Raw genomic sequence first — 12367 nt, forward strand, 5'->3', positions numbered from 1 at the left:
AAGGACGCCCAACTCCGGTCTTGCCGTGTGCGCAGGACAGCGCACACGAGCAAGCGGCGACCGAGCTTACATGGACGTACTTGCAGCGTCCCCTGCGACCTGACCCGCCCCGCCAACCCACAGTAGCGCCGGCTTTTGATGTTGCTCTGGTTGTTGCCTCTGCGGGTGCCGGGCGGCAGCCCGGCCAACAAAACCCTCTTACGGCAGCGGTGGCAGCAGGCCCGCGCCCAGCCGGTTCCAGGCGTTGATCACGGCAATGCCCATGCTCAGGTCACTGATGCCCTTCTCATCGAAGTGCGGTGCCAGTGCATCGAACGCCGCCTGCGACGGCGCACCGTCGGTCAAACGGGTCAGCGCCTCGGCCCAGCCCAGTGCTGCGCGTTCGCGTGCATCGAAGAAGCGGCTTTCGTGCCACGCGGGCAGGGTGTCCAGCTTGCGCGGCTCGATGCCGCCCTTGCGCAGCGCGGTGCCGTGCATGTCCATGCAGTAGCCGCAGCCGTTGAGCTGCGACACGCGCAGGAACACCAGTTCCATCAGGGTTGGGTCGATCGAACTGTCATGCACCGCCTGGCTGGTGGCCAACAGGCCCTTGAAGGCCTCGGCGGCCAGGCGGGTGTAGGGGACGCGGGGAGAGGTGTGGTCGGACATTTTCGGCTCCACGGCGGCCACGATGGCCGCCTGTCATTACGAGGACGCCGTGCCGTCACCGTGCGTGACAACGATCGGCAACTTTTCCGGATTCAGCACGCTGTACACGTTGGCGATGCGGCCATCGACCACTTCGATGGTGGTGACCGAGTGCAGCCGATCGCCATGGAAGCGCAGGATCGCCGGCTCGCCGTTGACGTAGCCCAGCTGCGCCGGATGCACCGCGCCACGACGTGCGATGGCCCAGAACAGGCGGCCGATGCGCTCGGCGCCCAGCAGCGGGCGGATCGCGGCGGTAACCACGCCGCCGCCGTCGGAGACCAGCAGCGCGTTGGCGTGCAGCAGGGCCTGGATCGCCTCGCTGTCGCCGCGCTGCGAGGCATCCATGAAGCGCGTCAGCAACTGCCGGTGCTGGCTGGCATCGGCATTGAAGCGTGGGCGCCCGGATTGCAGGCGCTGCCGGGCCCGATGCACCAGCTGCCGGCAGTTGGCTTCGCTGTGGCCGATCAGGTCGGCGATTTCGCGGTAGTCGTGGTCGAACGCCTCCTTCAGCAGGAAGGCGGCGCGTTCCTCGGGGCCGAGCTGTTCGAGCAGGGTCAGGAAGGCGACCGAGACATCGTCGGCCAGCGCATGCAGCTGCGCCGGGCCGGGCGCCGGGTCGGGCTCCAGGGTGACCGCCAGTGGCTCGGCCAGCCAGGGACCGACGTAGTGCATGCGCTCGCGCTTGGCCGCGCGCAGCCGGTCCAGGCCAAGCCGGGTGGTGGTGGTGACCAGCCAGGCTTCGGGGTCGCGGACGGCCGCCGGGTCGGCGCCGGACCAGCGCAGCCAGGCATCCTGGACGACGTCTTCGGCGTCGGCGCGGCTGCCGAGCAGGCGGTAGGCCAGGGCCATCAGGCGCGGGCGGTGGGTATGGAAAGCGGTTTCAGCGTTCATGTGGGCAAGGACGCCGCAGTGGCGCATGGCGTGACAGAGGGCTTGCGCGGATAGTGCCGGCCGGCGGCCGGCACTACCACCCCGCGGCCGGGGGAGGGGGTAAAATGGGCGGATTACCCCCGCCAGCCTCGAGCAAGCGAGCAAGACGTGACATCGATCAAGCAGGAAGACCTCATCCAGTCCATCGCCGACGCGCTGCAGTACATCTCGTACTACCACCCGGTCGACTACATCAAGAACCTCGCCGCCGCGTACGAACGCGAGGAGTCGCCGGCCGCGAAGGAAGCGATGGCCCAGATCCTGATCAATTCGCGGATGTGCGCCGAAGGCCACCGCCCGATCTGCCAGGACACCGGCATCGTCACCGTGTTCCTGGAAATCGGCATGGACGTGCGTTGGGATGACGCCACCATGGGCGTGGAAGACATGGCCAATGAAGGCGTTCGCCGCGCCTACATGCACCCGGACAACAAGCTGCGCGCCTCGGTGCTGGCTGATCCGGCCGGCAAGCGCATCAACACCAAGGACAACACCCCGGGCGTGGTCAACGTCAAGGTGGTGCCGGGCAACAAGGTCGACGTCATCGTTGCCGCCAAAGGCGGTGGTTCGGAAGCGAAGACCAAGTTCGCCATGCTCAACCCGTCCGACTCCATCGTCGACTGGGTGCTGAAGACCGTGCCGACCATGGGCGCCGGCTGGTGTCCGCCGGGCATGCTCGGCATCGGCATCGGTGGTACCGCCGAAAAGGCGATGCTGCTGGCCAAGGAAGCGCTGATGGAGCCGATCGACATCACCGAGCTGCAGGCCCGTGGTGCGTCCAACCGCATCGAAGAGCTGCGCCTGGAGCTGTACGAGAAGGTCAATGCACTGGGTATCGGTGCGCAGGGCCTGGGTGGCCTGACCACCGTGCTCGACATCAAGATCAACGATTACCCGACCCACGCGGCCAACCTGCCGGTGGCGATGATCCCGAACTGCGCGGCCACCCGCCACGCGCACTTCACCCTGGACGGCAGCGGCCCGGTGATGCTGGACCCGCCGTCGCTGGAGGACTGGCCGAAGCTGACCTATGACGCGTCCAAGGGCACCCGGGTGGACCTGGACACGATCACGCCGGAGGACGTGGCCAGCTGGAAGCCGGGCCAGACCCTGCTGCTCAACGGCAAGCTGCTGACCGGCCGTGACGCCGCGCACAAGCGCATGGTCGACATGCTCAACAAGGGCGAGGAACTGCCGGTCGACCTGAAGGGGCGTTTCATCTACTACGTGGGCCCGGTTGATCCGGTGCGCGACGAAGTGGTGGGCCCGGCCGGCCCGACCACGGCGACCCGTATGGACAAGTTCACCGAGCAGGTGCTGGCGCAGACCGGCCTGCTGGGTATGGTCGGCAAGGCCGAGCGCGGCCCGGCCGCAATCGAGGCGATCAAGAAGCACAAGTCGGCCTACCTGATGGCGGTCGGCGGTTCGGCCTACCTCGTGTCCAAGGCGATCAAGGCGGCCAAGGTGGTCGGTTTCGCTGATCTGGGCATGGAAGCGATCTACGAGTTCACCGTGCAGGACATGCCGGTGACCGTGGCAGTGGATTCCACTGGCGAATCGGTACACAAGACCGGCCCGCGCGAATGGCAGGCCCGCATCGGCAAGATTCCGGTGGTGGTGGAGTAAGTCTTCCGCTTCCGTTTCAGGCAACGGCGCCCGCGTGGCGCCGTTGTTGTGTGCAGCCTGCCCGCGCGCGGCCTGCTCTGCCAACGTACTGGCCGGCGTACTGGAAGGGAGTCCATCGTGCTGCAGTGGTCGCGTGTTTTCGTGTTGCTGGTCGCTACGCTGGCGTGCAGCGCCTGCGGGCCACGTTATTTCGTCGAGCCACCCACCCACGAAGCGGGGAAGATCTGCGCGTCGGTCTGCGAGAGCCAGAAGGCGACGTGCGACTTCCACAACCGCGCCCGTGCCGAATCGGATCAGCGGAGCTGCGGAAGCGAGAAGAGCCGGATCATCAGCCGTTGCAGTGGTATCGCCGACGACAAGCAGCGGCACAACTGCGAAGGGGGCAACGGTGCCGGCAACTACTGCGGTCCCCCGGCGCTTCCTTCATGCAGTGCCCCGTACGCCCAGTGCCTGCTCTCCTGCGGCGGTACCGTGAATGACGTCCGCACCGACACCGGTATTCCCGTGTACTGATCGCGGCACGCGTAGGTGCCTGCACGAGTAACCGTAGTCTGCTAGGGTCGGCACTCCCCTGCACTGGATGTGCCCATGCGCCTGCATCGATCCGTCGCGGCTGTGTTCCTGCTGGTCCTGGCCGGCTGCAGCACAACGTCATCCTATGAAGGTGCGGATTTCTCCGCCTCCTCGCAGTGCCGCATGCAGTGCCAGGCCGACTATCGCAGCTGCATGGCGCGGGGCAGCACCGGCAACAGTGCCTTCAGCTGCGAGCAGCAGGCGGTGCCTGCGCCGGACAAGCGCTGCAAGGACGTTGCCAACCCCGAACTGCGCCGTGCCTGCGAACTGAAGGCGCATGACTGCACGATGCGCGCGCCGATGATGTCCTGTGGCGAACGCCGGGATTCCTGCATGAGCAGCTGCGGCTGAGCAACGATCGCGCGCGCGGGCGCATAATCGGCGGATCCACCTGCACAGGATCTTCCGCATGAGCACCACGCTGTATGGTTCGACCAGTACTGCCGCCCTCGTGGTGCATTGGCTGTTGATCGAGCTGGGCATCGAGCACGAGTTGGTGCTGCTGGATTTCGACGCGCGCGAGCACAAGTCGGCGGAGTACCTGGCGCTGAATCCGGCCGGTGTGGTGCCGACGCTGCTGATCGATGGCTTGGTACTGACCGAAGCGGCGGCCATTGCGTTGTACCTGGCTGATCGCCATCCGGACGCCAACCTGCTGCCCCCGGTGGGTACGCCACAGCGTGCCGAGGCCTACCGATGGATGTTCTGGTGTGCCAATACGCTGCAGCCCGCCTATCGTGCCTGGTTCTACCCGCATGAAATGGCGGGGGAGGCGAATATCGAGGCGAGCCGCGAGATGGCCCGTCAGCGCCTTGAAGCGGCCTGGCAGCATGTCGCCACGCACCTGCAGGTGCATGGTCCCTACCTGCTGGGCGCCACGCCCTGCGTGGTCGACTACATGCTGGTGATGCTGATGCGCTGGTCGCGCGGCATGCCGAAGCCCAGCGACACCTGGCCGGTGCTGAAGGCGCATGCCACGTCGATGAAGGCGCGCCCGGCGTTCGCCGAGGTGTATCGCCGCGAGGGCATCACCGACTGGCGGTAACGTGTTCTGTAGAGCCGAGCCATGCTCGGCTGCTGTTCGCGTGCAGTCCATGAATGCAGCCGAGCATGGCTCGGCTCTACCAACGCAGTGCGGGTTACAGGATCTCCAGCACCGTTTCCGGCGGGCGGCACAGCCGTGTGCCCTTGGGCGTGCGCACCACGGGGCGGTTGATCAGGCGCGGGTGTTCGGCCATCGAGGCCAGCAGCGTGGCCTCGTCCGCATCTTCCAGGCCCAGTTCGGCGAACTGCGATTCCTTGCTGCGCACCAGATCACGCGCGCTCAATCCGGATTCGGCCAGCACCTGGCGCAGTGTGGCCACATCGGGGGGATTGCCGAGGTACTCGATCACCTCCGGCTCGATGCCCGCATCGCGGATCAGCTTCAGGGCGCCGCGCGAATTGCTGCAGGCCGGGTTATGCCAGATCGTCACGTCCATCAGAACCACTCCAGCAGCGACACGCCCACACCCACGTAGGTGGCTTTGTGGTTGTAGTCGATCAGGCTTTCGCCGTAGCCGTCGAAGATCTGCACATGGCCGCGCAGCAGGTTGCTGATCGGGAAGCCGTAATCCAGCTGCAGGGCGCCGTGCGAGCGGCTGCCGGTGCGCAGCGAATGACGCGCCATCAGCGAGACTTCATGGCCGTTGCGGTTCCAGGTCAGGGTCGCGTCACCGCGGCCCATGTAGTCCTCGATGTCCGGATTGTTGTCGTCGCTGCGGGTCTCGGGAATGCGGTACCACGGTCGCAGCACCAGTGCCCAGTTCTCACGGTCCAGGCCGATGTTGAGCATCACCCGGTTCCAGCTGCGCGACAACGGATCAGCGCGGCCGTTGGACTGATGGTTCAGTGCGATGCCGGTCATGCGCCCGCGCCAGCCACCGATCGAGTAGCCGTTGCGGAATACCATCATCACTTCCGGCTCGTAATTGGTTTCGCGGAACGGGCGCGAATCCTCGCCGTTGTAGGCCTGCCAGCGCGAGCTCTGGGTGTAGCCGGCCCAGATATCGCCGTTGTCGCCGAACAGGTTCTCGGCGATCTTGGTCTTGAAGCTGATCTGGAACTTCAGTTCGGCACTGTCGAGTACCTGCGGGGTGGTGACCGTGTTGGCCGGGTTCGGCGAATGCGGCGTGGTGTTGCGGTCGCTGGTCCAGAACGCCGGCAGCAGGTATACCGGCTTGTAGGCACGCAGCTGGAACGGGCCCAGCTTGGAGTCCTCGGCCAGCTCCCAGCGGCTGTCCAGCAGCGAACCGCGTCCGGCGTTGGCCAGCGCGCTGTCCGATGCTGCCGGACGGAACAGGTCGCTGACCCGTTCGCGCAGTTTCTCTTCGCCCTGGCTCACGCGTGCGGTCTGGCGCTCTTCGCGACGGGCCTGCGCGGCCGCCTCGGCAGCGGCGTCGGCAGCGGCCGTGGCCTGCGGGGTGTGCGCGAACAGGCGGTCATAGCAGGCCAGGCGCGCGGCGTCGGTGGTGATGGCGGCACACGCCGCCGGCGAAGTGTCGGTGCTGGGCACGAATTCCTGCGCGGCCAGCGGCGCACTGGCCAGGGCCAGCGCCAGCGGCGCGAGGCGGGGAAGCAGCGGGGGGAGGGTCATTCCAGCAGGCCCTTCGGTGAATACGGGAATCGCACAGTGTGGCGGCTGTACCGGATCGCGGCCAGCCCCTACGGTTTATGCACGGCCACTGCGTGCGTGTAGCGTGAAGGCTGCACCGGTCACAGGAACCAGGCGAAGGCGAACAGCCCCAGCATCGCGATCACCACCGCCAGCTTCAGCGCCAGGCCGAGCAGGATGCCGAGCCAGGTGGCCAGGCCGACCTTGGTCGAGCGGCCCAGCTCGCGGGTGTGCCAGTACTCGCCGAGCAGGGCGCCGATCAACGGGCCGGCGAACAGGCCGATCGGCATGAAGAACAGGCCGACGATGCTGCCGAGGAACGTGCCCCATAGCGCCTTCCGGCTGGCGCCCACCCGTTGTGCGCCCACCACTGTGGCCAGCACGTCCGCCAGCAGCGAGAGCACGGTCAGTACACCCAGTGCGACCAGGGTTGGCCAGCCCACATGGGCGAAGCCGTCGGCCCAGGCCGCCAGCAGCAGTCCGATGAATACCAGCGGGATGCCGGGGAGGGCTGGCAGGATGATCCCGGCGATGCCGACGAGGACAAAAATGACCGCTAGCAGATATAAGATGAATGAGAGTCCCATGCTGTCCCGTATGGTGGCCGTTTTGGGGTTGACAGTGAAAGATTTTGCCAGTTGCTTTTTCGTTTTGGGCGGGTTAAGTTGCAGTCGCTGAGCTTGGCAAGGTCACCGTGGATCGTGGCCTGATGAAGCAAGATCTTCCCGATCCGCTGCATCGATGCACCTCGCTTCCCCCTTGCTTGTCAGCCGCCCACCAGGCGTTTCCAACAACAAGAGAGAGTCAAAGGGAGTTAGTGAGATGGCTGATCGCGAGACCGGTACCGTAAAGTGGTTCAATGATGCGAAGGGCTTCGGCTTCATCAGCCGGCAGAATGGCGAGGACGTGTTCGTGCACTTCCGCGCCATCGAGACCCAGGGCTTCAAGAGCCTCAAGGAAGGCCAGACTGTGAGCTTCGAAGTCGTGCAGGGCCAGAAGGGTCTGCAGGCTGACAAGGTGCAGCCGGTGTAATGCCCGCCGCCTGTCGGCATGAAAAAGGCCCGCGCAAGCGGGCCTTTTTCGTTGCGCATGGCCCGGTGCGGATCAGCGCAGGATGACCTTGCCGTTGACCACGCGCACGTAGGTGTTTTCGCGGATGCCGCCGAGGTCACGCTGGTTGACCACGATGGTGCGGCCATCGTCCATGCGCACGCTGATGTCGTAGGTGTCGCTGGTCACGTTCTTCTGGATCTGGTTGCCGGCCAGCGCGCCACCGACTGCGCCCGCAGCGGCGGCGATGTTCTTGTTGCCACGGCTGCCACCGGTGTGGTCGGAGATCTCGTGGCCGGCCACGGCGCCGACGATGCCGCCCAGGATCGCGCCGGTCGCGCTGGGGGCGGTACGGCCGGACTGCACGGTATTGATGCGGGTGACGATGCCGCAGTCAGCGCAGCGGCCCTGGTTGTAACCGCCGTTGTTGCCGTAGCCGCCATTGTTGTAGCCGTTGTTGTAACCACCACCGCCGTAGCCAGGCGAGGTGGCACAGCCTGCCAGGGCGAGGGTAGCAATGGCGCTGGCGGCAATGAGCTGGATCTTCATGGGGCGTCTCCTGGCCGTGAAGGCGGGTGTCTGGGGTGGTACTGCGTCATGCAGCAGGGTGGACGAATCGTCTCCTTTCGAACGTGAACGACGCGCCAACCGTGCGTGCCTTGCCCGGCTGCAGGATGAATGCGGCTCAGCGGAAGTCCTGGTGGCAGGCGCGGCAGTCGGCCTGCACGGTTTCCACCACTTGGGCCAGGGCCGTGCAGTCGCTGGGCGGCGCGGCCAGGGCGGCGTTGAGGTTGCCACGCAGCTGGCTGGCGTGCTGCTGGAACTGCGCGTTGTCCTTCAGCCCGGGAAAGGCCAGATCGAGGTCGTTGGACAGCAGGCGCAGGGCCTGCAGGCGCGGCACGCTGTCGGCCAGGCTGCAGCGGTTCTGCTGCTGGGCCTGCTGCAGCAGCTGCGATTGCCGTTGCATCACCTGCATCAGACTGTCCGGGAACGGGTCGCGGCGCGCCTGCAGGGCGCGGCCCACCATCACCGTGGCGATCAGGCCGATCAACAGTCCCAGGCCGAGCACGAACAGATAGCGGTAGGCGGTGGACGGACGGCGGGGTGGGCTGGCGTTCATGGCGGGCTCTCCGGGCGTGCAACGGTGGGTTCGATGCCGGCGCGCTGCAGGCGCTGGCGCCTGCACGTTAAAATAGCGGGATGAATGAACAGGTCAAACAACGCTTCGCCGGCATCGAACGGCTGTATGGCGTGGGTGCGCTCGAGCGCCTGCAGGGTAGCCGCGTGGCGGTGGTGGGCATGGGCGGCGTCGGCTCATGGGTGGTGGAAGCGCTGGCCCGCTCGGCGGTGGGCCACCTGACCCTGATCGATGCCGATGACATCTGCGTCTCCAACACCAACCGGCAGCTGCCGGCGATGGAAGGCAACTACGGCCGCAACAAGGCCGAGGCGATGGCCGAGCGCTGCCGCGCGATCAATCCGGATATCGAGGTCGATGCCGTGCAGGCGTTCCTGACCGTGTCGAACATGGCGGAGCTGCTGGACCGGGGCTTCGATCTGGTGATCGATGCCTGCGACAGCTTCCGGGTCAAGGTCGAGACGATTGCCTGGTGCCGTCGCCGCAAGCTGCCGCTGCTGACCGTCGGTGCCGCCGGTGGCCGTACCGATCCGACCCTGGTGCGCATCCGCGACGTCTCGCGCACCGAGCACGACGCCATGCTGGCGCTGATCCGCAAGAAGCTGCGCAGCGAGTTCAATTTCCCGAAGAACGCCAAGCGCTATTTCGGTGTGCCGGCAGTGTATTCGCTGGAGAACGTGAAGTATCCGCAGGCTGATGGCAGCGTCTGTGGCATCCGCCCGAACCTTGGCGCCGATGCGGCGTTGAAGCTGGACTGCGGCGCCGGCCTGGGTGCGGCGACCCATATCACTGGCGCGTTCGCGTTCGCGGCGGTGGGCAAGGCGCTGGAAATGCTGCTGGAGCCGAAGAAAGTGAAGGCCGAAGCGGTAGAGGCCAGCGAGGTGTGATGGATCGTGCCGGCCAGCGGCCGGCACCTACCGTTACATTGCCGGCAGCGCGAACAGGCGTCGTGCATTCTCCGTCGTGGCCTGGGCCACTGCGTCCAGCTCCATCCCGCGCAGCGCGGCCACGTGGCGGGCGATGACCGCCAGCCGTGCCGGTTCGTTGCGCTGGCCGCGGATGCCGGCGTCAGGCTGGTCGGGCGCGTCGGTCTCCAGCAGCAGCTGTTCCAGCGGCATGTCGCGCACCAGCCGCTGCAGGCGCTGCGCGCGTTCGTAGGTCAACGGGCCGCCGAGCCCGAGCAGGAAGCCCTGCCGGTGCAGTTGTGCCGCCTGTTCCGGACTGCCGGAAAAGCTGTGCACCACGCCGCGCAGGCCGCCGATGCGACGGATCGCGGCGATCACCACGTCCACCGCGCGCCGTGCATGCACGATCACCGGCAGCTCGAACTCACGGGCCAGTTGCAGCTGGCCGAGGAAGTATGCCTGCTGCGTCTCGGCATCCAGGCCTTCGACAAAGAAGTCCAGGCCGCATTCGCCGATCGCGCAGGGGCGTTCGCGCTCGATCCACTCGCGCAGCAGCGGCAGGTGGCCGGGCCGGTGCTCGGACAGGAACATCGGGTGCAGGCCGTAGGCCGGGTACAGCCCCGGCGCCTGCTGGCAGACCTCCCGCAGCTTCGGCCAGCTGGCCGCCGTCACCGCCGGCACCACCTGCAGGCGCACGCCAGCGGCCTGCGCGCGTGCGATCACGGCGGCGCGGTCACTGTCGAACCCGCCGGCATCGAGATGGCAGTGGCTGTCGACCAGCAGGCTCAACGCTGTTCCAGCGACGGCGGCGCTGTGGCGGTGTTGCGGCTTTTCCAGTTGGCCAGCAGCAGGGTGCCGAAGCCGAGCACCAGTTCATCGACGAACGGAATCGGGTCGGGGATGAACAGGGTCAGCACGAACAGGCCTGCGGTGAGCTTGAACAGGGTGGGGTAGCGCAGCCGGCGCGCCCATTGCAATACCGGCAGCAGCATCGGGTTGGCCATGGCGGGGGTCCTCCTGGGGAATATGCAAACGCTACCACGGGCCCAGCATTTCCCGATGCTGAATGGGTTACGGGAATGAGCAGGAAATGTGGAGATTCCGTTCAGGCAGCGCATGCTGCAATCAGGTCCGAGAACGTTGCGGATGGTCCGCAAGGAGCAGGTCATGAAAAGCACAACTACAACTGTCCTGGTCGCAGCGGGCGCGCTGCTGGTCGGTGGTATCGCCACCGCCGCCTTCATGAAGAGCGGCGACACGTCGCCTGATTCCATCAGCGCCGGAACCCCCAATGGCGAATCGCGCCTGGTCGATGGCAACGCCACTGGCGATGGCGCGCGTGGTGACACGCTCGACCCGTCGGCACCGCGTGGGCTGGAATATGCCGACGTGCTGAAGGTCGACCCGATCACCGAGAAGCAGAAGGCCTACGCCACCGTGATCGGCACCGATGCGGTGCGCGAGACCTCCACCACCCAGACACCGCATGAAGTCTGCCAGGACGTGACGGTGCAGGAGCGCCTGCCGGAACGTGACGGCAACGTCGGCGGCACCGTGGTCGGTGCTGTGGTGGGTGGCCTGCTGGGCAACCAGGTCGGCGGTGGTAACGGCAAGAAGGCCGCGACCGCGGCCGGTGCCGTGGCCGGTGGCTTCATCGGCAACCAGATCGACAAGCGCCACGTGGGTGGCCGCGTGGTCAACCGTACCGAGCGCCAGTGCCACACCGAGACCGCAACCTCCGAGTCGAGCCGTGTTACCGGCTACAACGTGACCTACCGCAACGAGGACGGCACCACCGGCACCATGCGCATGGCCAGCAAGCCGGGTAACCGCATCGCCATGGGCACCAACGACGTGGTGAAGGGCTACAACGTGACCTATCGCTACGACGGCGCCGAGAAGACCGTGCGCATGGACAACAAGCCGGCCAGCGATCGCCTGCCGGTGGTCGATGGCCAGCTGGTCACGCAGACCGCTGCCGCCGGTGCCACTGCGGCCACCACGCGCCAGTAATCTGGAAGCAGCATGCAGTACCCCACGGGCCGGCTCATGCCGGCCCGTTTCGTTGCAGCCGGCGAAATTCATCCGTGCGGAGCGCGAATCCACCATCATGGACGCTTCCTTCGACATGGAGCCGGCATGAGCATTTTCGACCTGCGCATCGAAACAGAGCGCCTGATCCTGCGCCCACTCCTGCGCGAGGACTACGAACCTTACCTGGCGTTCTGCGCCGACGAGGAAACGATGCGCACCCTCGGTGGCGTGCAGCCGCCTTCGGTGGCCTGGCGTGGCTTCTGCAGCCTGGCCGGCGCCTGGCAGCTGTTCGGCTTCTCGATGTTCAGCGTGATCGAGAAATCCAGCGGCGACTGGATCGGGCGCATGGGTCCCTGGCAACCGCAGGACTGGCCTGGTACCGAGGTCGGCTGGGGCATCCGCCATGCCAGCTGGGGCAGGGGCTATGCGCCGGAAGCTGCGGTCGCCGCGATCGACTGGGCGTTCGACACGCTCGGGTGGGATGAGGTGATCCACACCATCGCCGAGAACAACGACAACTCGCGGGCGGTCGCGCGCAAGCTCGGCAGCACGATGCTGCGCATGGGGGAGCTGCCAGCGCCGTACAACGACAAGCCGATGCAGATCTGGGGCCAGTCGCGCGAGCAGTGGCGGCAGCGCCGTTGACGGTTGTAGAGCCGAGCCCACGCTCGGCTGCCGTTCGCCAAATGCAGCCGAGCATGGGCTCGGCTCTACAGATTGTCCGCATGCTGCACCCGCGCTTGGCATTCACCGGCGTGCTTGCCAGAC

17 protein-coding genes are annotated in these 12367 nt (G+C 66.5%); 8 read left to right on the forward strand and 9 right to left on the reverse strand.

The genetic code is table 11. The annotated features are described in order from the left end of the window. Positions 1–198 precede the first annotated feature (198 nt). Positions 199–648 carry a carboxymuconolactone decarboxylase family protein gene (locus tag ARC63_RS19295; protein ID WP_010486783.1) on the reverse strand — a complete coding sequence of 150 codons (450 nt, stop codon included), beginning with the start codon at positions 646–648 and terminating at the stop codon, positions 199–201. Between the two features lie 36 nt (positions 649–684). Then, the gene (locus ARC63_RS19300; protein ID WP_057504159.1) at positions 685–1581 is read right to left on the reverse strand and encodes an RNA polymerase sigma-70 factor; all 897 of its coding nucleotides are present in this window, start codon (positions 1579–1581) and stop codon (positions 685–687) included. Between the two features lie 147 nt (positions 1582–1728). On the opposite strand from ARC63_RS19300, the gene ARC63_RS19305 reads away from it, so the two are divergent. The 4 genes from ARC63_RS19305 to ARC63_RS19320 all read left to right on the forward strand — a co-directional run bounded on the left by ARC63_RS19305 (position 1729) and on the right by ARC63_RS19320 (position 4864). Continuing rightward, positions 1729–3246 carry a fumarate hydratase gene (locus tag ARC63_RS19305; RefSeq protein WP_033832916.1) on the forward strand — a complete coding sequence of 506 codons (1518 nt, stop codon included), beginning with the start codon at positions 1729–1731 and terminating at the stop codon, positions 3244–3246. A 117-nt stretch (positions 3247–3363) separates the two neighbouring features. Continuing rightward, positions 3364–3759: a hypothetical protein gene (locus tag ARC63_RS19310; RefSeq protein ID WP_057504160.1), complete on the forward strand. Its 396-nt coding sequence runs from the start codon at positions 3364–3366 to the stop codon at positions 3757–3759. 75 nt (positions 3760–3834) lie between these two features. Continuing rightward, complete coding sequence (locus ARC63_RS19315) at positions 3835–4170, forward strand: hypothetical protein (protein WP_043401568.1); 336 nt, start codon at positions 3835–3837, stop codon at positions 4168–4170. Positions 4171–4228: 58 nt separating this feature from the next. Further along, positions 4229–4864 carry a glutathione S-transferase family protein gene (locus ARC63_RS19320; RefSeq protein WP_057504161.1) on the forward strand — a complete coding sequence of 212 codons (636 nt, stop codon included), beginning with the start codon at positions 4229–4231 and terminating at the stop codon, positions 4862–4864. 94 nt (positions 4865–4958) lie between these two features. Here the strand turns inward: ARC63_RS19320 and arsC are convergent, their stop codons facing one another. From arsC to ARC63_RS19335, 3 genes are all read right to left on the reverse strand, one after another. After that, entirely contained in the window at positions 4959–5300 is a 342-nt protein-coding gene (gene arsC / locus ARC63_RS19325) for an arsenate reductase (glutaredoxin) (RefSeq protein WP_057504162.1), read from the reverse strand. Continuing rightward, complete coding sequence (locus ARC63_RS19330; protein WP_057504163.1) at positions 5300–6454, reverse strand: phospholipase A; 1155 nt, start codon at positions 6452–6454, stop codon at positions 5300–5302. Before ARC63_RS19330 ends, arsC begins: the two co-directional genes overlap by 1 nt. A gap of 119 nt (positions 6455–6573) precedes the next feature. Further along, positions 6574–7059: a DUF456 domain-containing protein gene (locus ARC63_RS19335; RefSeq protein WP_019337375.1), complete on the reverse strand. Its 486-nt coding sequence runs from the start codon at positions 7057–7059 to the stop codon at positions 6574–6576. Between the two features lie 235 nt (positions 7060–7294). On the opposite strand from ARC63_RS19335, the gene ARC63_RS19340 reads away from it, so the two are divergent. Continuing rightward, positions 7295–7504 (forward strand): cold-shock protein, encoded by a 210-nt coding sequence (locus ARC63_RS19340; RefSeq protein WP_010486802.1) that lies wholly within the window; start codon positions 7295–7297, stop codon positions 7502–7504. A 72-nt stretch (positions 7505–7576) separates the two neighbouring features. On the opposite strand, the gene ARC63_RS19345 is transcribed toward ARC63_RS19340, so the two are convergent. Beyond that, positions 7577–8071 carry a glycine zipper 2TM domain-containing protein gene (locus tag ARC63_RS19345; RefSeq protein ID WP_010486804.1) on the reverse strand — a complete coding sequence of 165 codons (495 nt, stop codon included), beginning with the start codon at positions 8069–8071 and terminating at the stop codon, positions 7577–7579. Positions 8072–8207: 136 nt separating this feature from the next. After that, on the reverse strand, positions 8208–8642 hold the full coding sequence (locus tag ARC63_RS19350; protein WP_043401586.1) for a cytochrome c: 435 nt from the start codon (positions 8640–8642) through the stop codon (positions 8208–8210). A gap of 80 nt (positions 8643–8722) precedes the next feature. Here ARC63_RS19350 and ARC63_RS19355 point away from each other — a divergent pair, with 80 nt between their 5' ends. Next, positions 8723–9547, forward strand: coding sequence for a tRNA threonylcarbamoyladenosine dehydratase (locus tag ARC63_RS19355; protein WP_010486808.1), 825 nt, complete (start codon positions 8723–8725; stop codon positions 9545–9547). A gap of 33 nt (positions 9548–9580) precedes the next feature. Here ARC63_RS19355 and ARC63_RS19360 read toward each other — a convergent pair whose 3' ends face one another. Both ARC63_RS19360 and ARC63_RS19365 read right to left on the reverse strand, forming a co-directional pair. Continuing rightward, a complete protein-coding gene (locus tag ARC63_RS19360) occupies positions 9581–10354 on the reverse strand; it encodes a TatD family hydrolase (protein WP_057504164.1) in 774 nt (257 codons plus the stop codon). Then, the gene (locus tag ARC63_RS19365; RefSeq protein WP_010486812.1) at positions 10351–10569 is read right to left on the reverse strand and encodes a DUF6116 family protein; all 219 of its coding nucleotides are present in this window, start codon (positions 10567–10569) and stop codon (positions 10351–10353) included. Before ARC63_RS19365 ends, ARC63_RS19360 begins: the two co-directional genes overlap by 4 nt. Before the next feature lie 163 nt (positions 10570–10732). Here ARC63_RS19365 and ARC63_RS19370 point away from each other — a divergent pair, with 163 nt between their 5' ends. Both ARC63_RS19370 and ARC63_RS19375 read left to right on the forward strand, forming a co-directional pair. After that, positions 10733–11578, forward strand: coding sequence for a glycine zipper 2TM domain-containing protein (locus ARC63_RS19370; RefSeq protein WP_049409337.1), 846 nt, complete (start codon positions 10733–10735; stop codon positions 11576–11578). A gap of 126 nt (positions 11579–11704) precedes the next feature. After that, positions 11705–12244 carry a GNAT family N-acetyltransferase gene (locus tag ARC63_RS19375; RefSeq protein ID WP_010486816.1) on the forward strand — a complete coding sequence of 180 codons (540 nt, stop codon included), beginning with the start codon at positions 11705–11707 and terminating at the stop codon, positions 12242–12244. Positions 12245–12367 lie beyond the last annotated feature (123 nt).

Origin of the sequence: Stenotrophomonas geniculata ATCC 19374 = JCM 13324 (genome assembly GCF_001431625.1) — a bacterium.
Taxonomy (GTDB): domain Bacteria; phylum Pseudomonadota; class Gammaproteobacteria; order Xanthomonadales; family Xanthomonadaceae; genus Stenotrophomonas; species Stenotrophomonas geniculata.